The sequence below is a fragment of the uncultured Spongiibacter sp. genome (assembly GCF_964011655.1).
Taxonomy (GTDB): Bacteria; Pseudomonadota; Gammaproteobacteria; order Pseudomonadales; family Spongiibacteraceae; genus Spongiibacter; species Spongiibacter marinus.
Genome location: NZ_CAXGPO010000002.1, coordinates 194,344 through 213,562 on the forward strand (window position 1 = coordinate 194,344; position 19,219 = coordinate 213,562).

The window sequence follows — 19,219 nt, forward strand, 5'->3', positions numbered from 1 at the left end:
AATGAGGCCTCGCATGAGTAACGATCAGCGCCCCACACCGGTATTGGATAACCCGGAAGAAACCCGCAGTAAACTGGAAAATTGGCTGTCTGCCCAGCTTGGCGACACGGTGAGTATCCCGTCGCTCAGTGTGCCCGAGGGTACGGGTATGTCGAATATCACTATGGTCTTCGATGCTCAGCACGGCGGCGCAGAGGCGGCTTATGTGGCGCGCATTGAGCCGCGTGGCGAGTACCTGGCCTTCCCCGAATATGACCTGGGTATTCAGTGCCGTGTGATGGAAATGCTGGCGGCCAATAGCGATATTCCGGTGCCTGAGATCGTTGCCAAGGAACTTACCGGCCAGGTGCTGGGGCAGCCATTCTACATTATGAAAAAGACCGACGGGGTGATTCCGCCGGATATGCCGCCCTACCATATGGACGGCTGGTTAACCGAGGAAGCGCCGGATACCCGCCGCCAGCTCTGGTTGGCGGGCCTGAAGCGCTTGGCGCAGGTGAATACGCTCGACATCAGCAGCCCGGCTATCCAGTCTGCCCTCAATGCCTGCGCCATTCCCCGCAGCCTCGATGAACAGCTGACGTACTGGGAAAATTATTACCAGTGGGGCTACCAGCGCAATGGCGAGCGTCTTCCCCACGATGTAGCCGCAAGCACCTTACAGTGGTTGCGCGATCATCAACCCAAAGAGCAGGCGGTCGCTCTGTGCTGGGGTGATTCCCGAATGGCGAATGTGATTTTCAGCCCGGATAAAACTGACGTTGCCGCCTTGCTGGATTGGGAAATGGTCGCGCTGGGCGACCCCCTGCAAGATGTGGCGTGGTGGATTTACATGGATGAGCTGTTCAGCCACGGGCTGGATTTTCCACCGCTGGAGGGCTTCCCCGGTCGTCAGGAGTCAGCCGAGGCCTGGGCGCAGCTCAGCGGGTTTAAAACCGACCAGCTTCACTATTACCTGGTGTTTGCCGGCTTGCGTTTCGCGTTGTTGCTGGGGCGTATGTCGATAGGCATGGGCAACGAGGACAGCATTAACAGCCATTTCAGCAGCTGCTTTGAAGTGAAGTATCTGGAAAAAATTCTCTCGGAAAAATCGGCCTGAGGACGCGTAGCCATGATCAGTAAACTCGACGATTACCCCATTCACCAAACCGTTGAGCCGGTTGCGCAAACCGCCACCAGTGACCGCTTCACGTATGACCGCTTCTGGTATAACGGCCACGCCAAAGACAGCGCATTTTATTTTGGCATCGGCCTTTGCCGGTACCCTAATTTGGGCATTGTAGACTGCAGTTTTAGTGTGGTGGTGGACGGCCGCCAGTATGCCTTTCACGGTTCCCGTCGCGCCTCCGACGAGCCGATGGATTTGGATGTTGGCCCCTTCAAACTCAGCATTTTAGAGCCGATGGGTCGCCACCGTTTGGTGATTGAATCCAACGACACCAATATCGAATGCGACCTGGTGTTCACCCCTAAAACCGGGGTGATTCCCGAGGGGCGGCAAACCCTGCGCAACGCCCGGCATGTGGTAATGGACGCCACCCGCATCGACCAGTTTGGCCACTGGCAGGGCAGTATTTCCGTTGAAGGTCGCAAGATTGCGGTAAACAGCGAAACCACCTTCGGCCTGAAAGACCGCTCCTGGGGGATTCGTCCGGTGGGCGCGCCGTATGAAGGCGGCGCACCGCTGGACAGTTTCCAGGCGGTGCACTTTATGTGGCTGCCCATTCACTGGGAAAACCGCTGCACGCTGGCCGGTTGGTTTGAAGACGACAGCGGCTACCAGTGGCACACCGACCAGGCCATTGCCCCCATTCATGCAGAGGGGGAGAGCATTCCGGTAAATGACCCGGCCATGACGCTGTGGCAGGGCTGCGTTGGCCACCAATTGAAATTTAAGCCCGGTACCCGTCAGGCCGAGTCGGGCACCTTTCTGATGAACCATAAAAACGGCGAGCAGATCGAAATTACTGTGCAGCCGGTATTGCTGCACCGCATGAAGGGGCTGGGCTATATGCACCCCGAGTGGGGGCACGGCAAATGGCATGGTGAACTCGTTATCGCGGGCGAGAGCTGGAACTGTGACGACGCGCCGCCGCTGAATTTGGAGAATATTCATATTCAGCAAACGGTGGTTGCACGTTGTGGCGATGAAGTGGGCTATGGCGTATTGGAGCAGCTACATATTGGCCCCCACGCCGAACTGGGTTTTAAAGACTGGTTTGATGGCGCGGAATAAAGCGGCCTGAATCCGCTTGGCTTAAATCACATTGGTTTACGCCAATATAAGCTGAGTAAATGAGAGGCGCGCTGCCTGTAGGTATGGAGGTAGCGCGCCTTTTTTCGTTGCTTAGGCAGGTTTGTACAAACCCTTGCCGTTGATCTTTGGCAGGTCGTAAGCGGCGACCATGCCGGGCTCTTGTTCCACCACAGCGGGAATAGCATTGACGATGGCGGTAGCGGTTTGAATCACACCGCCCACCGCGTGGTCGCCGTGCTTGTCTTCCATGTCCATGCTGATGGTCATTTTGGGTTCACCTTCAATAATCACTTTGTAACCCTTGCCCTTAGGCCAGTCGGGGGCGATGTCGTCGGTGATGCGGGTGATGTGCTCCAGTACGATAGCGTCGCGGCCATCGACCACGGCGCGCACTTCAAAGCGCATGGCGCCAGTGGTGCCCTTCTTGAAGACGCCCATGGCATTTTCGGTATCCTGCTCTAGGGGCAGGCGCTCGTGCACTTCGTACACGCGCTCTACCTCCAGGCCCAGGGCCGCCGCCACCGAACGCACCGAGCCGCCCCAGCCCAGCGACAGCATGCCGGGTGCAAACAGCACGCAGTCGTGATCGACCGGATAACCAAAGCCCATCACCTCGCGAATGGTGTCTTCCTGTTCGTAGGTGGCGTAGTTGATGATCTCCTGCATGCGTATGCTCGACCAGTGCTCGCTTAGGCCGGTGAACACCAGCGGCATGGTGTCGTTGGCAAAACCGGGATCAATACCATTGTTAAAGCAGGTGGCTTCGCCGATCTCGCAGGCTTCTTTGATCGGCTCGGCAATAAAGGCGACGTCGGGGTTGTCGGGGTATTGCAGCATAAACAGCGACGAGGCCACCACGTTGATGCCCCGGCGCAGGCAGCGCGCCTGGTCTTTGGCCGCCTCCATCATGCGGGTCTCTGAGTGGGCGGTGTACACGACGCAGTCCGGGTTGAGGTCGAGTACCGCGTCAATATCGGTGGAGGCGGCAACGCCACAGGGCGTGTCGAGCTCGGCCAGGGTGGCGGCATCGACGCCGGCCTTGGCATCACTGCTGACAATGTGCCCAACCAGTTCCAGTTCGGGGTGATTCAGCACCGCGCGAATGGCGTATTTGCCAACGTTGCCGGTTCCCCAGGTAACCACTTTTAACGACATAGTATTTCCCCACTCTTTATTGTTAATGGCTGACGGCTATACGCGCCAGCGCTGTGCTTGGATAGCCAGCCGTCATGCTAGCAAGGGCGGCGGTGTGGCGGAGGCTGCGCTGGTATGACATAGAAAACCGCCGCTGGCTGTCGCGAGGGCAAGCAGGGCAGAATAGCGCGGTGGTTTAGCAATTTAGTATGAAACTGATCGGTGGTGACGAAACCATGCAAGGCTTGAATACGCCGCGCTTGTGTATGCGGCAGTGGCGCGAAACGGATGCGGCGACCTTCGCGGCGATGAATGCCGACCCTAAAGTAATGGAATTCTTTCCTCGTGGTTTATGCCGTGAAGAGAGCGACGCTCTGCTGGCTCAGTTGTCGGCGCAAAACGCGCAGCAGGGCTGGGGGATATGGGCCATAGAGCGCCGCAGCGATGCGCGCTTGCTGGGCTTTGCGGGTTTGAAGACGGTGGCAAGTGATTTGCCGTTTGCGCCAGCCACCGAGATTGCCTGGCGTTTGGCCGCCGATGCCTGGGGGCAGGGCTACGCTTATGAAGCGGCGCAGGCCGCCCTGGATTATGGCTTCGCTACGCTGAATATGGCTGAAATTGTGGCGATGACAGCCGTCGTGAATACGCGCTCGCGCGCATTGATGGAGCGCCTGAACATGCGGCGCGGTGACGACTTCGAGCACCCGCAATTGGCCGTGGGAGCGCCGCTGCGCCGCCATTGTTTGTACACACTGGCGGCGCCAGCCTGACAAGCGTTTTAGTTGCTGGCCGGGCTGTCTCTCAGTTCCTTCTCAAGCTGGTGCGCCACATCCTGCGGAGAGCCCGTGTGGCGAGCCAGGAAGCGATACGCCATTGGCACCACAAACAAGGTGAACAAGGTGGCGGCACTCACCCCGGAGACCACGACCACGCCAATCACGTAGCGGCTTTCGCTGCCCGCACCGAAGGCCAGCAATAGCGGAATGGCACCCATAATGGTGGTGATGGCGGTCATGATGATGGGGCGTAGGCGCTGTTCGGCGGCTTTACTAATTGCCTCTTCAAACTCTACGCCGTCGTCGCGCAGTTGGTTGGTGAATTCCACCAGCAAGATGCCGTTTTTGGCAGCTAAGCCCACCAGCATAATCAGCGCCACCTGGCTGTAGATATTCAGGCTTTGCCCGGTGAGGTAGAGCCCGAGCAAGGCCCCGGCAATGGCCAGCGGCACGGTGAGAAGAATCACCAGTGGGTGAACAAAGCTTTCAAACTGGGCGGCAAGTACCAAATAAACCACAAGCAGCGCCAGCACAAAGGTGAAGTAGACGGCATTGCCGGAGTCTATGTAGTCCAGCGATTCGCCCTTGTAGTCGATGATGGCATCCGGCGCGACCTTGCGTGTGACCTCTTCCAAATAGCTCAGCGCCTCGCCCAGTGAATAACCCTCTGCGAGGTTGGCATCCAGGGTGATGGCGCGCACGCGGTTATAGCGCCTGAGCACCGCCGCGTCGCCGCGCTCGCTAATGCTGACCAGGTTGGAAAGCGGAATGAGTTGGCCGCTGCTATTCGAGCGCACATAAATATTGCCGAGGTCGTTGGGCGTGTTTTGTTTGTCCGGCTCGCCCTCCAGCACCACGTTGTACTCTTCGCCGTCGAGCATAAAGGTGGTTACTCGGCGGGAGCCGAGCAGGGTTTCCAGACTGCGGTTAATTTCCTGCGTACTGACGCCGAGGTCGGCGGCGCGGTCGCGCAGAATGGTCACTTCCAATTGCGGCTTGGTTTCCCGGTAGTCGCTATCGATACCCAGCAGCTTCGGGTTATTGCGAGCCTCGTCCATAATGGCATCGCGCCACGCCGCGAGGTGCTGGAAGTCGCCACCGCCAATCACAAATTCCACGGGCTTGCTAAAGCCGCCACCCAGAGCCTGGGGCATGATTGGGAAGGTCGTCAGCGCGGTAAAGCCCTGCAAGCGTTTGCGAATATCGGCGACGATGGCGGTGTTGGGGCGGCGGGTTTCCCAGGGCGCCAGCACCATAATGGCAAAGGCTTCGTTGTAACTTTCAGCGCCGCCGCGACCAGCGGGGGCGCGCACCAGGAAGCGATTGACCTCGCCGCTTTCCACCAGCGGCATCAGGCGTCGTTCGATTTCTTCCATATGTTTGCTGACAAAATCAAAGGACGAACCCTCGGGGCCGCGAATCATCATAAAGATCACGCCGCGGTCTTCCTTGGGGGCGAATTCTGCCGGGACTTTTTGCATCAGTACCACGCAGCCCAATACCGCTAAGCCCAAAATAGAGGCCGACAGCAGCGGCCGCTTCAGGCTGGCGTCGAGGCTGCGGCGATAGCGGGTTTCCATGCGGTGCAGCAGGCCCTCGACGAAGTCGGCGAGGCGGCCGTGAATGGCGTCTTGCTTGAGTAATTTCGAGCAGATAACGGGTGATAGCGTCAGCGCGACAATGCTGGAGAACACCACGGCGACAGCCATCGCGACGGCAAATTCGCCGAACAGTCGCCCGACATCGCCGTCGAGCATGGTGATGGGAATAAACACCGCGACCAACACCGCCGTGGTGGCGACCACGGCGAAGCCGACTTGGCGACTGCCGCGAAAGGCGGCCACTAACGGCGACTCACCGTTGAGCAAGCGGCGGTGAATATTTTCCAGCACCACGATACTGTCATCGACCACCAGGCCGATGGCCAGTACCAGCGCCAGCAGGGTTAGCAGGTTAATGGTGTAGCCCAGGGCGTAGAGCACGGTAAAGCTGGCGATCAGCGATACCGGTACGGTCACTGCAGGCACTAACATGGCGCGGAAGTCGCCGAGGAAAATAAAGATCACTAACACCACCAGGCTGGCGGCGATAAAGAGCGTGGAGTAGACCTCGTCGATGGCGCTGTCGATAAACACCGAGCTGTCGTAGCTGTCGTGTAACTCGGTGCCCGCCGGTAAAATGCTGCGCATAGCATTTACTTCGCGGTGCGCTGCCTTGGCCACTTCCAGCGTATTGGCGGTACTTTGCTTAACGATGCCGACGCCCACCTGTGGAATACCATTGCCGCGGAACATAGTGCGGTATTCTTCGGCGTCCAGCTCAACCCGTGCCACTTCGCCTAGGCGCAAAATATTGCCGCTGTCATCGCGGCGCAGCACCAGTGTGGCGAAGTCATCGGGGGCGAGGAACTGGCGCTCTATCTTGATAACAAAGTCGCGGTCGCGCGCCTTGAGTGTGCCGGCTGGCAGCTCGACATTTTCGCGCCGCAGGGCATTTTCGACATCGCCAATGGTCAGGTTGCGGGCGGCTAGCGCCTCGTGGTCCAGCCAAATGCGCATGGCATATTCCGGCCCGCCGCTCACCCGCACCCGCGCAACACCGTCGAGCACAGACAGCCGATCCACCAGATAGCGCTGGGCATAGTCGGCCAGTTGCAGGGTATTCATTTTGGTGGAGGTGAGGTTAAACCACATGATCACCCGCTGGTCCGAGTCGGCTTTTTGTACCTCTGGGGCATCGGCTTCTTCGGGCAGGTTATTGCGCACACCGGCCACGCGATCGCGCACATCGTTGGCGGCGGCGTCGATATCGCGGCTCAGTTCAAACTCGATGCTAATCGTCGAAAAGCCATCCTGACTGGTCGACGATACGGTTTTGATCCCCTCAATGCCGGAGATACGGTCCTCGATAACCTGGGTGATTTTCGACTCGACCACTTCGGCTGAGGCGCCGGTGTAGTTGGTGCTGACCGAGACGATGGGCGGGTCCACATCCGGGTACTCGCGCAGCGCCAGACGTTCGAATGACAGTGCGCCAAAGGCGACCAGCAACAGGCTGATAACAGTGGCAAAGACGGGGCGCTTTACCGCAGTGTCTGACAGCAACATGGCTTATGACTCCTGCGGGGCGACGGGGCTGCCGGGGCGCAGCATCAGGAAACCTTCACTAATCAACTGCTCGCCAGCACTGAGGCCGTTGACCACTTCCACGCCGTCAACCAGACGGGTGCCCAGTGTTACCTCGCGGCGCTCGGCCTTTTGTTCGCCGTCTACCAGCCAGACATAGTGGCGATTTTCGATACTCTGCAGAGCCGCGGCGGGCACGACAATACCTTCGCGCTTGTCTTTCAATAACGACACTCTCATTAGCATGCCGGGTTTTAATGTGGCGTCGCCATTGGGAATGTGGGCGCGCACCATTACGCTGCGCGACAGCGGGTCAATGCGCGGATTAATGGCGACGATCTTGCCCTGAAAGGTTTTATTTAAGGCATCGCTGCGGGCATCCACCGGCATGCCCACCCTGAGTGAGCGCAGCAACAGGCTGGGCAGGTTGAGGTCGAGGCGCATGGTACTTAGGTCGTCGAGGCTGGTTATGCTGTCGCCCGGCGACACCAGCGCGCCGGGGCTGACATTGTGCAAACCGGTCACGCCGCCAAAGGGTGCGCGCAGAGTGCGCTCATCAATTTTCGCCTGAACCTCGGCGATCTTGGCCTGGGCGCGGTCGCGGGCACTCAGGCGTTGGTCGTATTCGGTTTGCGCGGCCGACTGTGTGGCCAGCAGGTTTTTCAGACGACGGATTTCCCGCTGCTGCTCGGCCAGGTCGGCCTTCGCTGACGATAGCTGGGCCTGCTCTTCCGCTTGTTCCAGTGTTGCCAGTAAGTCACCTTGCTTCACGTATTGGCCTTCGTCGAAATGCAGGGCGCGCACTTTTTCGCTGACGGTGCTGGTTATGCGCACCGATTCCTTGGCCAGTAGCGAGCCGATGGCAGGCAGCCGCTCTTCAATGGTTTGCGGAGCGAGTGTTTGCACCTTTACTGCGGCGGCGGGACGCTGGCCGGGGGTGGCCGCCGAATTGGGCTCGCAGGCGCTAAGCGCGGCAAATAGAGGCAGGCAAAACGCAATTACGCGTGCGCGGGGCGCAGTGAACATGGTGAAGACTCCTGTCATTCCTGGTGTGCTACGCCCGAGATGAAGAGATGGATGTGTCGCGGGCAGTAGTAATGTAACACCGCAGCGAGAGAAATCCCTCGCGGCAGTGGATAAGAATTTTTAAAGAAGCGGGGAATCGCGGCGGGCAGGACGCCCGCCGGCAGACTTAGCGCTGTTGCAGCCGGGTTTCAGCGCGATCAGCGGCGGCGCGTACCTGGGCAGGTGCGGTGCCGCCAATATGGTTGCGGGCGTTGATAGAGCCTTCCAGCGTGAGCACGTCAAAGACGTCGTCTGTAATGTCGGCGCTGAACTGCTGCAGCTCTTCCAGACTCATTTCAGACAAGTCCTTGCTCTGAGCAATACCGTAGGCCACTGACTTGCCAACCACCTCGTGGGCGTCGCGGAAGGGCAGGCCTTTGCGCACCAGGTAGTCGGCCAAATCGGTCGCCGTAGAGAAACCGCGCATCGCGGCTTCGCGGGTAACGTCGGCATTCACGGTAATGGCCGGCACCATATCGGCGTAGGCCTTGAGGCTGTCTTTTAAGGTGTCGATCACATCGAACAGCGGCTCTTTATCTTCCTGATTGTCTTTGTTGTAGGCCAGCGGCTGCGACTTCATCAGCGTGAGCAGGCTGATCAGGTGACCGTTAACGCGGCCGACTTTGCCGCGAATCAGCTCGGGTACATCGGGGTTTTTCTTCTGCGGCATAATCGAGGAGCCGGTGCAGAAGCGGTCGGGCAGGTCGATAAAATTAAATTGCGCCGAGGTCCACAGCACCAGCTCTTCGCTGAAACGCGACAGGTGGGTCATGATCAGGCTGCCAGCGGCGGCAAATTCAATGGCGAAGTCGCGGTCGCTTACCGAGTCCAGGGAATTCTCGGTAGGGCGGTCAAAGCCCAACAGCTGTGCGCTGTATTCGCGGTCGATGGGGTAGGTGGTGCCCGCCAGTGCGGCGGCGCCAAGGGGGCTTTGATTCAGGCGCGCGGCGCAGTCCTGCAGGCGGCCAAAGTCGCGCTCCAGCATTTCATTCCAGGCCAGCATGTGGTGGCCAAAGCTCACGGGCTGGGCAGTTTGCAGGTGGGTAAAGCCGGGCATAATGGTGTCAGCCTCGCGGCGCGCCAGTGCCACCAGGCCTTGCTGCAGGCGGGTGATTTCGCTGCAGATACTGCCGATCTCGTCGCGCAGATACAGGCGAATATCGGTGGCGACCTGGTCATTGCGCGAGCGGCCGGTGTGCAGTTTCTTGCCGGTAATACCGATCTTATCAGTCAGGCGCGCTTCAATATTCATGTGCACGTCTTCAAGGCTTACCGACCAGTTGAATTCGCCCGCTTCAATTTCGCTGCGAATCTCTTCCAGACCGGTTTGGATCTGCTTGAGCTCGTCATCGCTGAGTACGCCGACTTTCGCCAACATGGCCGCGTGGGCCAGCGAGCCGTTGATGTCGTGATGGTAGAGGCGTTGGTCAAAGCTCACCGACGCGGTGAAGCGCTCAACAAACTGGTCGGTGGCCTCGCTGAAACGCCCACCCCAAGGTTTGATAGCCGGCTCTTTGTCACTCATTGCAAACAGGTCCTGTGTCATTGGGCGCTGCGCGGGCAGCCCATCGGAAAAGCGGCAGAGTATAGCAGAAATTACCGCGCTCTCGCTGGCTGTCTGCGCCGGGGCTGCCACTCACCGCCGTAACGTTTATGTAATATAGCGTGGCCATAATTTCGCGTGCCGAAAACTCCTGTGAAGTAAGGACCCGCCATGACCCAGGCGACTGCGCCGCGCGCCAAATTAGTGGAGCAATTGTGGCAACTAAAAGCTGCTTTTGAGCAGGCCCAGGACGGCCGAAGTATTCATTTTGACACCTTGCTGCGCGACTCGGATTACCGTCGCGAGCTGATCAACGAAGCGGCGATGAGCCGACATCGGGAGATGCGTGACCTCGGGCGCAGCCTCAGAGTGATCAACACTGACGGCGAGCTGCGTGCCTCCCAGCATTCGCGCAAACCCGTTAACCCCGACATTGCCGAGATGATGGACTGGCAGTCGCAGCAGCCAGCTGGAGAGGCCGTGCGTTCCCGGCGCTGGTGGCTGTGGTTGCTGCTACCCGCGCTGTTGCTTGCCGTATCGCTATGGTGGGTATTGGGGCGCGGACACGAGCAGCTTGTCAGCGGCTCCCTGCACGGCGATCACGTGTGGACGGCGGATAAAACGTGGATTCTCGACGACATTGTCTATGTTGAGGCCGCTGCCACGCTAACGATCGAACCTGGTGCGGTGGTGCTGGGGCAGCCCGGCAGCGCCCTGGTGGTCACCCGCGACGGCCAAATCATGGCGCGCGGCCGCGCCGATGCGCCGATTGTCTTTACCAGCGCGCAGCCGGAAGGCGGGCGCAAGGCCGGCGATTGGGGCGGTCTGGTACTGCTCGGCAATGCGCCGGTAAATACCCTGGATGCGCAGGTAGAAGGGGTGCCGACCAGCGATACGCGAGGGATGTTCGGCGGTGTCGACAGCCGCGATAACTGCGGCGTGCTGGAATTTGTGCGCGTGGAGTTCGCGGGGTATGAGGTGTATGCCAATAACGAACTCAACGGCTTAACGCTGGGGGGCTGCGGCAGCAATACCATTGTGCGCCACGTGCAGGTGCATCGCGCTTCCGACGACGGCATAGAGATTTTTGGCGGCACGGTGGATATGAAGCATATCCTCATTAGTGGCGCTGCCGATGACTCGCTGGACTGGGATATGGGGTGGCGCGGCCGCGTGCAGTTTCTGCAGGTGCTGCAGTATCCGGGTATGGGTGACAATGCCATCGAGGCAGACAACCGCAATGGCCGCGAGGATGCCCAGCCAATCTCCGAGCCGCAGTTCTACAATGTAACGCTGCTGTCGCTTAACAGCGACGATAAATACCAGCGCGCCATGACTCTGCGGCGCGGCACCGGCGGCCACTTTCACAATATGATTATCAGCGGTTTCTCCGGTGAAACTATCGATATCAAAGGGCGCGTCAGTGCCAGCCGGCTATCGACGGGAATGATGAGCTTTGGTGGCCTGCTGTTGTATAACAACGGTCGCGATGGTCGCAGTCACTTTATTGAAGAACTCGGCAAGCAAGACGACGACGGCGGCTTTGATGAAGCGGCGTATTTCGCCTCGCTGGCGCGCCGCGACATTTCGCCAGAGTTCAGCGTGCCGGTTGACCCGGTTCGCGTTCCCGATTTTCGCGTTGGCAGTAAATCTCCCGCCGGGCAGGGGGCTGTCGCGGTTCCCGAAGGCGAATTTTGGGATCAGGGCGCCAACTATCTCGGCGCGGTGCGGCCGGGCAGCGCCAGCACTTGGATGAATGGCTGGACGGCATTTGCGCCAAACTGACGCGCGCCGATGAGTTGGGCGGTTTAGTCTGTCAGGCGGCTGGCGTATGATACGGCGCTGATGCTTTACACGGACCCACGCTAATCATGTCTGAACAGCCCTCGCGCACGCTGCGCATTGCCACCCGCGAAAGTCTGCTTGCTCTCTGGCAGGCGGAATATATCAAAGCCCGCTTGGAAGCCTGTCACCCGGGGCTACAGGTTGAACTGCTTGGCATGACCACCCGCGGCGACCAGCTGCTGGACTCGCCGCTGTCGAAAATTGGCGGCAAGGCGCTGTTCGTTAAAGAGCTGGAACAGGCACTGCTTGATGGCCGAGCGGATATTGCCGTGCACTCGATGAAAGATGTGCCGATGGAATTTCCCGAAGGCCTGGGGCTGGCAATTATCTGCGAGCGTGAAGATCCCCGCGATGCGTTTGTCAGCAACCATTACGCCGACGTCGACGCCCTGCCGCAAGGGGCGAGAGTGGGCACCAGCAGCCTGCGTCGCGAATGTCAGTTGCGCGCCCGGCGCCCCGATTTGCAGATCAGTAGCCTGCGCGGCAACGTGCAAACCCGCCTGCGCAAGTTAGACGACGGTGAGTTCGATGCCATTATTTTAGCCTCAGCCGGTTTGATTCGCCTGGAACTTCAGCAGCGGATCGCCTCGTTTATGAATGTTGAAGACAGCTTGCCTGCTTGCGGTCAGGGTGCGGTGGGCGTTGAAACCCGCTTGGAGGACAACTGGGTACGTGAGCTGCTGGCGCCGCTGCACGATGCAGACAGCGCCGCCAAAGTGATGGCCGAACGGGCCATGAACACGCGCTTACAAGGTGGCTGCCAAGTGCCGATCGCCGGTTATGCCATTACTGACGACAGCCGCGACGACCACTTGTGGCTGCGTGCGCTGGTGGGCGAGCCCGATGGCAGCCGCGTATTGCGCGCAGAATTAAGCGCACCGGCGGCCGACCCCGAGGCCCTTGGTGTGGCGGTTGCCGAGGCACTGCTGGCTCAGGGTGCGGGTGATATTTTGGCGGCGGTTTACGGTGACCAGCAGCACTGATCTGCAGGGTCTGCGCATTCTTATCACCCGGCCCGAGGGCCGCAACGAAGAATTGCGCAGCGCCCTGGTTGCCGCTGGTGCTCAGGTCTGGGTGCAACCGCTGCTGCGCATCATTCCCCTGGACGAAAACGACGAGCGCTATCAGCACGCGCGTCGCTGCCTATTGGATCTGGACCTTTACCAGCACATTATTTTCATCAGCGTGAACGCCGTGGCCTGCGGTATGGCCCTGATCGATGATCTATGGCCGCAGTACCCGCTGGGTGTGCGTTGTCACGCCATCGGCGCTGCCACGGCCAAAGCGCTCCATGACTGGCCGTGGCCTGCCGGCGCGCTTACGCCCTTGGAGGCGCAACAAGGCGGCGCGATGGACAGCGACAGCTTGCTGGCCAGCGCGGCGTTTAACGGGGTTGACGGGCAGCGAGTGTTGATCGTTCGCGGCTGTGGTGGCCGCGAGCAGTTGGCGCAAAAACTCCGTGAACGCAACGCGCGGGTAGACTATGCTGAGTGCTATCAGCGCTGTGGGCCGGGTGAGGCCGCCGATGATTTACAGTCGCAGTTAGAGGCGGCGTCGATTCAGTTGGTATGCCTGAACAGCGGCGACACATTACAGCAATTTACCCAGCGCATTGCCGCTGCGCGACGCGATGAGTATCACTTGGTTCTACCCAGTGCGCGGGTGCAGCAACTGGCCCAAGAGGCCGGTTTTAGACATACCCTTCTTGCAGAAAATGCCGGTACAGCAGCGACGCTGGCGGCGATAAAAACGTGGCAGAGAGAACACAATGTCGGAAACCCAAAATGACAACAAGGACGTGGCGGTAGCCGCCGACGATACCCCAACCACTTCAACACCGTCGCAAAAAACACCTGCTGCCAAGAGCAAGTCTGGCAAAGCGGGCGCCGTGGCAACGCTGGCTCTGCTGGTGTCGCTATCCGCGCTGGCAGGGGCTGCCTGGCTGTATTACCAACTTATCTATCTCAATCAGCAGCAGAGCGCGCAATTCCTCAGCGATATCACTGCGCAGGTGCAGGGCCTTGATCAGCGCAGTCAATCGAGTGCGACAGCGCTGGACCGCCAGCGCGAACGACTGACCGAACTCGACAGCGCACTGGATCAGCAGCGCGCGGTTGTTCAGCGACAAATTCAACAGCTGAGCGACAAAGTACAAAGCGTCAGTTCGGTCGACCGCAATGACTGGCTGCTGGCCGAGGCCGAGTATTTATTGCGACTGGCCAATCAACGCTTGCAGCTCAGTGGTGACAGTCGCGCCGCAGCACAGTTGTTAGCCAGTGCCGATACTATTTTGCGCGAGCTGGACGATCCGGCGTTATACCCGGTGAGGGAAGCGCTGGCGGCAGAACTCGCTGCCTTGCAGGGCAGCTCCAGCTTTGATCTGGAGGGTGCCTACCTGCAATTGCAAGGGCTGGCGGACGCTGCCGAGTCACTGGCGGTCTACGAGGCCCCGAGCTATCAGGCTGAGCCTCAGCCGGCGAGAGACGCCTCCTGGCAGGAGGGCTTGAAAGCAGGATTTGAACGCGCTTGGGCGAAGTTGCGTAGCTATGTGCGCATTCGTCAGCACGATGAAAAATTCAAGGCCGAGCTGGCGCCGGAGCAGGCGACCGCCCTGCGCGCCAGTTTGCGAATGATGCTGGAGCAGGCGCAATTGGCATTGTTGGCAGAGCGCCCGGCCCTGTACCGCCGCTCGCTGGATAAGGCGCTGGCGTGGCTGGAGCGCTACTACCCGCTGAATGATGGCAGTCAGGCGCTGGCTGCATCTTTGGAAGAACTGCGAGCGGCCGAGATTCGCGCCGAGCGCCCGGATATTTCTGCGTCGCTGCGGGCCCTGAAGGACTACAGCAAAACCCGCCGCTGGCAGCGTGAGGTGGGCCAATGATCCTGTTTCTCGCGGCACTGTTTGCGCTGGCCGCTGCCGCCGCGATTGCGGTGGCGATTCAGTACGACAGCGGCTATGTCTTGTTGGCCTATGGTCATACCACCGTTGAGATGACCCTGTGGGTGGCGCTGGCGCTGCTGGCGCTATTCTTGTTTGTGGTGTGGTTGCTGTTCAGCCTGTTGCGCCGCAGTGCACGCCTGTCTGACAAGTTGGGCGCCCTGCGCGGTCAGCGGCGTCAGCAACGCGAGCGTCAACGCAGTCACCGTGGGGTCATCGCCTATACCCAGGGCAACTGGTTGCAGGCCAAGCGTTTGCTGCTGTCGAGTGCCAGTAGCGACAAACCGCTGATTAATTATTTACTGGCAGCGCGTGCCTGCCAGCGCCTGGGCGATGAGCGCGGCGCACTCCAGGCGCTGAGCCAGGCAAAGAACTGCGGCACTCAAGCGGGTCTTGCGGCAGCCCTCACTCAGGCGGAGTTGCAACTCGACAACGGCCAGTTGGAAGAGGCATTGGCAGCCTTGAACCGCCTGGGTAAAAGTGCCGAGCGTCAACCCGCAACGCTGCTGCTGCTCGCGCGGGCCTATCGTGGCCTGGGTGATTGGCAGGCGTTATTGGCGCTATTGCCGGAATTGAACAAGCGGAAATTGCTTCAGGAGTCGGCGCGGCGAGAGCTGGAACTCGAGGCCCTGCGCGGCCAATTGCTGCGGTTGCGCCACGGTGGCGACGCCGAGCCGCTGCTCAAATGGTGGCAGCAGCTGGGGCGAAGCAGCCACCTTCGCAGTGAACTGCTGGAAGACATGGTGCCAGCGCTGCTGTCGCTGGGGCGTAGCAGCGAGGCCAGCAAATTAGTTCGCGCTGCCATTAAACAGCAGTGGCGCGACGAACTGGTGTTGTTGTTTGCGGCGATCAATGACGACCCCGCCCGACAGCTGCGCGTTGCCGAGTCCTGGCTGAAAGAGCAACCTAATAACCCCCAGCTGCTGCTGGCGCTGGCGCGTATTTGTCTGCGCAATGAGCTGTGGGGCAAAGCGCGGGAATACCTGGAAAGCGCCCACCGCATCGCGCCTTCGGCGACGGTGTGCTTTGAATTATCGCGCTTGCTGGAACATCTCGGCGACGCCGAACTGGCGGCGTCGATGTTGCGCGAAGGGCTGCTTTTGCAGGGACAGCAGTTGCCGGATTTGCCGATGCCGCACTTGAGCCATCAGTCATGAATATCGATGCGCTGCGTAAAATGCTGGCGCGAGGCCAAGACAGCGCCATGCTGCGGTTCGGTTTGGGTAAAGCCTTGCTCGATGACAAACAGCCCGCTGAAGCGGCTGAGCACTTGCAGTGCTGTGTGGAACAGGACGCCGATTACTCGGCGGCTTGGAAGCTGCTCGGCCGCGCTCACCAGCAGCTTGGCGACGTCCCCGCGGCCCGCGCGGCATGGCAGCAGGCCCTGCAAGCCGCCGCGCGCAAGGGTGATAAACAAACCGAGCGCGAAGTGCAGGTATTTTTGAAAAAGCTCGATAAGTAGGCGCGGGCCTGGCCGCGACGCTTAGCTAATAAACGGGCCGCGCATCAGTTTCGGCAATACCCGGTTGATTACCTCGGCAATGTAGTCGAGGAAGAGGGTGCCCATGCTGGATTTGAAATGCTGTGGGTCCTTGCTGGCGATGGCCAATACGCCGTCGATATTCCCCGGTTTAATGGGAATAAGCGCCGCCGAGCCAATGTGGTCGGCGTGTTTGCCAAACAGAAAACTTAACTCCTCGCCGCGCAATACACCGCACACGCCCTTGCCGCCACGCAACAAGCTGCCGATATGTTGCTGGGCGGTTTCCGGGCTGACCACCCGCAGTTGTGCGTTGCCCATTTTTGATGGGTCGCCGAATAAGGTCAGGCTGGCGTAGTCGATCATATCGAAATCATTCACCAGGCGGCGGCACAGGGTGTTGCTCAATTCTTCCGGCCGACGGGCTTCCAGCATGCCGAGAATCAGCGCCTTGCTGCGCTCAAAAATCACGTCGTTGTGCTGGGCGTTGTCCAGCAGGTTGCTCATGCGTGAACGCATATCCATATTGCGCTCGCGCAACACTTCCACTTGGCGCTCCAGCAAACTGACGGCTTTGCCGCTGTGATGGGCCAGCTTTAACTCGGCCAGAATGTCTTCGTTCTGCAAAAAGAAACCGGGATGGTTTCGCAGATAGCGCGCAACATCGTCTTCGCTGGGGAGACCGTCTTCTTTAGGTTTGGCTGTGTCCACAGTGCATCCTTATTATTGCTGGCTGGCGTGCCGCTAAAGCTGAATTTGCCCTTCAAAGACCGTGGTCGCGGGCCCCGTCATAATAACGGGCTGCCCGGGCCCCGGCCAGTCGATGCTGAGCTTGCCGCCCGGCAATGTGACATTCACCTGATTATCGAGCCGGCCCTGCACAATACCCGCGACAACGGCCGCGCAGGCGCCAGTGCCACAGGCCAGGGTTTCGCCAACACCGCGCTCGAAGACGCGCAGGCGGATATTTTGGCGGTCGACCACTTGCATAAAGCCGACGTTGACGCGCTGGGGAAAGCGCGGGTGACTCTCGGCAATGGGGCCAACGTGCTCAACGGGGGCGGTGTCGACATTCTCCACGGGCAACACCACATGGGGGTTACCCATCGACACGGCGCCGACTTGCCAGGTCTGGCCGTCGATATCCAGTGCGTAATCGGTGGCCTGCTCGGCGGCGTCGAAGGGAATGTCAGCCGGGGCTAACACCGGCGCGCCCATATCAACGCGCACTTCGCGGTTTTCGGTAATTTCCAGTTCGATGATACCGGCGAGGGTTTCCACGCGAATGCGCGGTTTGCCGGTCAGGCGCTTGTCGCGCACAAAGCGTGCAAAGCAGCGTGCGCCGTTGCCGCACTGTTCCACCTCGCTGCCCTCGGCGTTGTAGATTCGATAGCGGAAATCCACCTCCGGTTGGGTGGGGATCTCCACCGCCAACACCTGGTCGCAACCAATGCCAAAATGGCGATCGGCAATTTTGCGAACGTGGTGGGGCTTGAGCTTGAAGCGCTGGGTAATGAGATCGACAACCACGAAATCATTGCCCAGGCCATGCATTTTGGTAAAGCGTAGCTGCATCGTATGTCCTGTGCGGCGCCTCGCCGGTGGCGCAGTTCAACGATGCGGGGGCCACTGCTGCTGGGCGGGCCAGCGTGCGGAGCTTACTCCGGCAGTACGGCTTCGCCACGCATCAGGTCGGCGACAGTTTCACGCGCGCGAATAAGGTAGTGTTGGTCGCCGTCGACCATCACTTCTGCGGCGCGTCCTCGGCTATTGTAATTGGAACTCATGGTAAATCCATAGGCGCCGCTCGATGCCAGTGCCAACAGGTCGCCACTTTCAATGCGCAACTCGCGGTCTTTGGCGAGAAAATCGCCGGTTTCACACACCGGCCCCACCACGTCGTACAGGCGGGCTTCGCCTTCATTGCGCGGGCTAACGGGTAGTAAGTCCATCCACGCTTGGTAGAGCGAGGGGCGCAGCATGTCGTTCATGGCCGCGTCGATAATGGCGAAATTCTTGTGCGGGTTGAGCTTCAAAAACTCCACCTTGGTCAGCAGCACTCCGGCGTTGGCGGCGATAGAGCGGCCCGGCTCAAACATCAGTTTCACTGCCCGGTCGCCCAAGCGCTGGCGAATAGCGGCGATATAGTCGGCCGTGGAGGGGGGAACTTCGTCGCGATAGCGCACGCCCAGGCCACCGCCCAGGTCCAGATGCTTGATCTGAATGCCCTGCGCTGCCAGCTCATCGAGCAGGGCCAGCAAGCGATCGACAGTGTCCAGAAAGGGGCTGGTGTCGGTGAGCTGGGAGCCGATGTGGCAATCAACGCCCTTCACGTCCAGGTGTTCGAGGCTGGCGGCGCGCGCGTAGACGGCGGGGGCGCGGGCAATATCGATACCGAATTTATTGTCGCGCAGGCCCGTGGAAATATAGGGGTGGGTATTGGCGTCGACATCGGGATTCACGCGGATGGAAACCGGCGCCTTGCCGCCAAATTCGCCAGCCACCTCGTTGAGGCGCTCTAATTCGGCCTCGGACTCGACGTTAAAGCAGTAAATACCCACTTCCAGCGCGCGGCGCATTTCCTCAGCGGTTTTGCCGACACCGGAAAACACAACGCGATCAGCCTGGCCCCCTGCGGCCAGTACCCGCTCCATTTCGCCGACCGAGACAATGTCAAAACCTGCGCCCAGGCGGGCCAGAACATTCAATACGGCAATATTGGAGTTGGCCTTCACCGCATAGCAGACCAGGTGGTCCTGACCCTGCAGGGCGTCGCTGTATTCCGTAAAACGCTGCTCCAGATAGGCCCGCGAATACACATAGCAGGGGCTGCCATAGTGTTGGGCGATATCGCGCAGTGAAACGTCTTCGGCAAATAATTCGCCGTTCTGGTAGTGGAATGCAGTCATGCGTAATCTCTAATTCTGAGGGCTGGCGGGGGCGGTGTCTTCGCTGGGCAAGACCAGTGGCCCGGTTTGCCCGCACGCGGCTAGAGCGAGGCACAGCAGTGCAGTGGCCCAGCCAAGGCAAATACGGCGTTGCGTGGTCATGGATAC

Annotated in this window: 16 protein-coding genes; 9 read left to right on the forward strand and 7 right to left on the reverse strand. The window is 59.8% G+C overall.

What is annotated here, in order from left to right:
- Positions 1 to 13 precede the first annotated feature (13 nt).
- Positions 14 to 1,099 carry a phosphotransferase family protein gene (locus ABNS66_RS02200; protein WP_286836472.1) on the forward strand — a complete coding sequence of 362 codons (1,086 nt, stop codon included), beginning with the start codon at positions 14 to 16 and terminating at the stop codon, positions 1,097 to 1,099.
- A gap of 12 nt (positions 1,100 to 1,111) precedes the next feature.
- A complete protein-coding gene (locus tag ABNS66_RS02205) occupies positions 1,112 to 2,236 on the forward strand; it encodes a hypothetical protein (protein WP_286836470.1) in 1,125 nt (374 codons plus the stop codon).
- Between the two features lie 111 nt (positions 2,237 to 2,347).
- On the opposite strand, the gene ABNS66_RS02210 is transcribed toward ABNS66_RS02205, so the two are convergent.
- On the reverse strand, positions 2,348 to 3,412 hold the full coding sequence (locus tag ABNS66_RS02210; RefSeq protein WP_286836468.1) for a hypothetical protein: 1,065 nt from the start codon (positions 3,410 to 3,412) through the stop codon (positions 2,348 to 2,350).
- Between the two features lie 188 nt (positions 3,413 to 3,600).
- Here ABNS66_RS02210 and ABNS66_RS02215 point away from each other — a divergent pair, with 188 nt between their 5' ends.
- Positions 3,601 to 4,161 (forward strand): GNAT family N-acetyltransferase, encoded by a 561-nt coding sequence (locus ABNS66_RS02215; RefSeq protein ID WP_286836466.1) that lies wholly within the window; start codon positions 3,601 to 3,603, stop codon positions 4,159 to 4,161.
- A gap of 8 nt (positions 4,162 to 4,169) precedes the next feature.
- On the opposite strand, the gene ABNS66_RS02220 is transcribed toward ABNS66_RS02215, so the two are convergent.
- From ABNS66_RS02220 to argH, 3 genes are all read right to left on the reverse strand, one after another.
- Positions 4,170 to 7,274, reverse strand: a complete 3,105-nt coding sequence (locus tag ABNS66_RS02220) for an efflux RND transporter permease subunit (RefSeq protein WP_286836464.1) — start codon at positions 7,272 to 7,274, stop codon at positions 4,170 to 4,172.
- 3 nt (positions 7,275 to 7,277) lie between these two features.
- Positions 7,278 to 8,318, reverse strand: a complete 1,041-nt coding sequence (locus ABNS66_RS02225) for an efflux RND transporter periplasmic adaptor subunit (protein WP_286836462.1) — start codon at positions 8,316 to 8,318, stop codon at positions 7,278 to 7,280.
- A gap of 166 nt (positions 8,319 to 8,484) precedes the next feature.
- Entirely contained in the window at positions 8,485 to 9,882 is a 1,398-nt protein-coding gene (gene argH, locus ABNS66_RS02230) for an argininosuccinate lyase (RefSeq protein ID WP_286836460.1), read from the reverse strand.
- Positions 9,883 to 10,071: 189 nt separating this feature from the next.
- Between argH and ABNS66_RS02235 the strand changes: the two genes are divergently transcribed.
- The 6 genes from ABNS66_RS02235 (at position 10,072) to ABNS66_RS02260 (ending at position 16,145) form a co-directional block, all read left to right on the forward strand.
- Positions 10,072 to 11,685 carry a hypothetical protein gene (locus ABNS66_RS02235; protein ID WP_286836458.1) on the forward strand — a complete coding sequence of 538 codons (1,614 nt, stop codon included), beginning with the start codon at positions 10,072 to 10,074 and terminating at the stop codon, positions 11,683 to 11,685.
- Positions 11,686 to 11,771: 86 nt separating this feature from the next.
- Positions 11,772 to 12,728 (forward strand): hydroxymethylbilane synthase, encoded by a 957-nt coding sequence (gene hemC / locus ABNS66_RS02240; protein ID WP_286836456.1) that lies wholly within the window; start codon positions 11,772 to 11,774, stop codon positions 12,726 to 12,728.
- Positions 12,712 to 13,533, forward strand: a complete 822-nt coding sequence (locus ABNS66_RS02245) for a uroporphyrinogen-III synthase (RefSeq protein ID WP_286836455.1) — start codon at positions 12,712 to 12,714, stop codon at positions 13,531 to 13,533. Before hemC ends, ABNS66_RS02245 begins: the two co-directional genes overlap by 17 nt.
- A complete protein-coding gene (locus ABNS66_RS02250; RefSeq protein ID WP_286836453.1) occupies positions 13,514 to 14,626 on the forward strand; it encodes a uroporphyrinogen-III C-methyltransferase in 1,113 nt (370 codons plus the stop codon). The genes ABNS66_RS02245 and ABNS66_RS02250 overlap by 20 nt, the downstream gene beginning before the upstream one ends.
- Positions 14,623 to 15,840 carry a heme biosynthesis HemY N-terminal domain-containing protein gene (locus ABNS66_RS02255; RefSeq protein WP_286836451.1) on the forward strand — a complete coding sequence of 406 codons (1,218 nt, stop codon included), beginning with the start codon at positions 14,623 to 14,625 and terminating at the stop codon, positions 15,838 to 15,840. The genes ABNS66_RS02250 and ABNS66_RS02255 overlap by 4 nt, the downstream gene beginning before the upstream one ends.
- Positions 15,837 to 16,145 carry a tetratricopeptide repeat protein gene (locus ABNS66_RS02260; protein WP_286836450.1) on the forward strand — a complete coding sequence of 103 codons (309 nt, stop codon included), beginning with the start codon at positions 15,837 to 15,839 and terminating at the stop codon, positions 16,143 to 16,145. The genes ABNS66_RS02255 and ABNS66_RS02260 overlap by 4 nt, the downstream gene beginning before the upstream one ends.
- Positions 16,146 to 16,166: 21 nt before the next feature.
- Here the strand turns inward: ABNS66_RS02260 and ABNS66_RS02265 are convergent, their stop codons facing one another.
- The 3 genes from ABNS66_RS02265 to lysA form a co-directional block, all read right to left on the reverse strand.
- Positions 16,167 to 16,874, reverse strand: a complete 708-nt coding sequence (locus tag ABNS66_RS02265) for a DUF484 family protein (RefSeq protein ID WP_027874752.1) — start codon at positions 16,872 to 16,874, stop codon at positions 16,167 to 16,169.
- A gap of 33 nt (positions 16,875 to 16,907) precedes the next feature.
- Positions 16,908 to 17,738 (reverse strand): diaminopimelate epimerase, encoded by an 831-nt coding sequence (gene dapF / locus ABNS66_RS02270; protein ID WP_286836448.1) that lies wholly within the window; start codon positions 17,736 to 17,738, stop codon positions 16,908 to 16,910.
- An 83-nt stretch (positions 17,739 to 17,821) separates the two neighbouring features.
- Positions 17,822 to 19,072, reverse strand: coding sequence for a diaminopimelate decarboxylase (gene lysA / locus ABNS66_RS02275; protein ID WP_286836446.1), 1,251 nt, complete (start codon positions 19,070 to 19,072; stop codon positions 17,822 to 17,824).
- Between the last annotated feature and the right edge of the window lie 147 nt (positions 19,073 to 19,219).

Bases quoted from the DNA above. Each gene is read 5' to 3' on its own strand.
- lysA (WP_286836446.1), bottom strand. From the start codon at position 19,072: ATGACTGCATTCCACTACCAGAACGGCGAATTATTTGCCGAAGACGTT.
- ABNS66_RS02220 (WP_286836464.1), bottom strand. From the start codon at position 7,274: ATGTTGCTGTCAGACACTGCGGTAAAGCGCCCCGTCTTTGCCACTGTT.
- ABNS66_RS02210 (WP_286836468.1), bottom strand. From the start codon at position 3,412: ATGTCGTTAAAAGTGGTTACCTGGGGAACCGGCAACGTTGGCAAATAC.
- ABNS66_RS02260 (WP_286836450.1), top strand. From the start codon at position 15,837: ATGAATATCGATGCGCTGCGTAAAATGCTGGCGCGAGGCCAAGACAGC.
- ABNS66_RS02250 (WP_286836453.1), top strand. From the start codon at position 13,514: ATGTCGGAAACCCAAAATGACAACAAGGACGTGGCGGTAGCCGCCGAC.
- dapF (WP_286836448.1), bottom strand. From the start codon at position 17,738: ATGCAGCTACGCTTTACCAAAATGCATGGCCTGGGCAATGATTTCGTG.
- ABNS66_RS02200 (WP_286836472.1), top strand. From the start codon at position 14: ATGAGTAACGATCAGCGCCCCACACCGGTATTGGATAACCCGGAAGAA.
- ABNS66_RS02235 (WP_286836458.1), top strand. From the start codon at position 10,072: ATGACCCAGGCGACTGCGCCGCGCGCCAAATTAGTGGAGCAATTGTGG.
- ABNS66_RS02215 (WP_286836466.1), top strand. From the start codon at position 3,601: ATGAAACTGATCGGTGGTGACGAAACCATGCAAGGCTTGAATACGCCG.
- hemC (WP_286836456.1), top strand. From the start codon at position 11,772: ATGTCTGAACAGCCCTCGCGCACGCTGCGCATTGCCACCCGCGAAAGT.
- ABNS66_RS02255 (WP_286836451.1), top strand. From the start codon at position 14,623: ATGATCCTGTTTCTCGCGGCACTGTTTGCGCTGGCCGCTGCCGCCGCG.
- ABNS66_RS02225 (WP_286836462.1), bottom strand. From the start codon at position 8,318: ATGTTCACTGCGCCCCGCGCACGCGTAATTGCGTTTTGCCTGCCTCTA.
- argH (WP_286836460.1), bottom strand. From the start codon at position 9,882: ATGAGTGACAAAGAGCCGGCTATCAAACCTTGGGGTGGGCGTTTCAGC.
- ABNS66_RS02205 (WP_286836470.1), top strand. From the start codon at position 1,112: ATGATCAGTAAACTCGACGATTACCCCATTCACCAAACCGTTGAGCCG.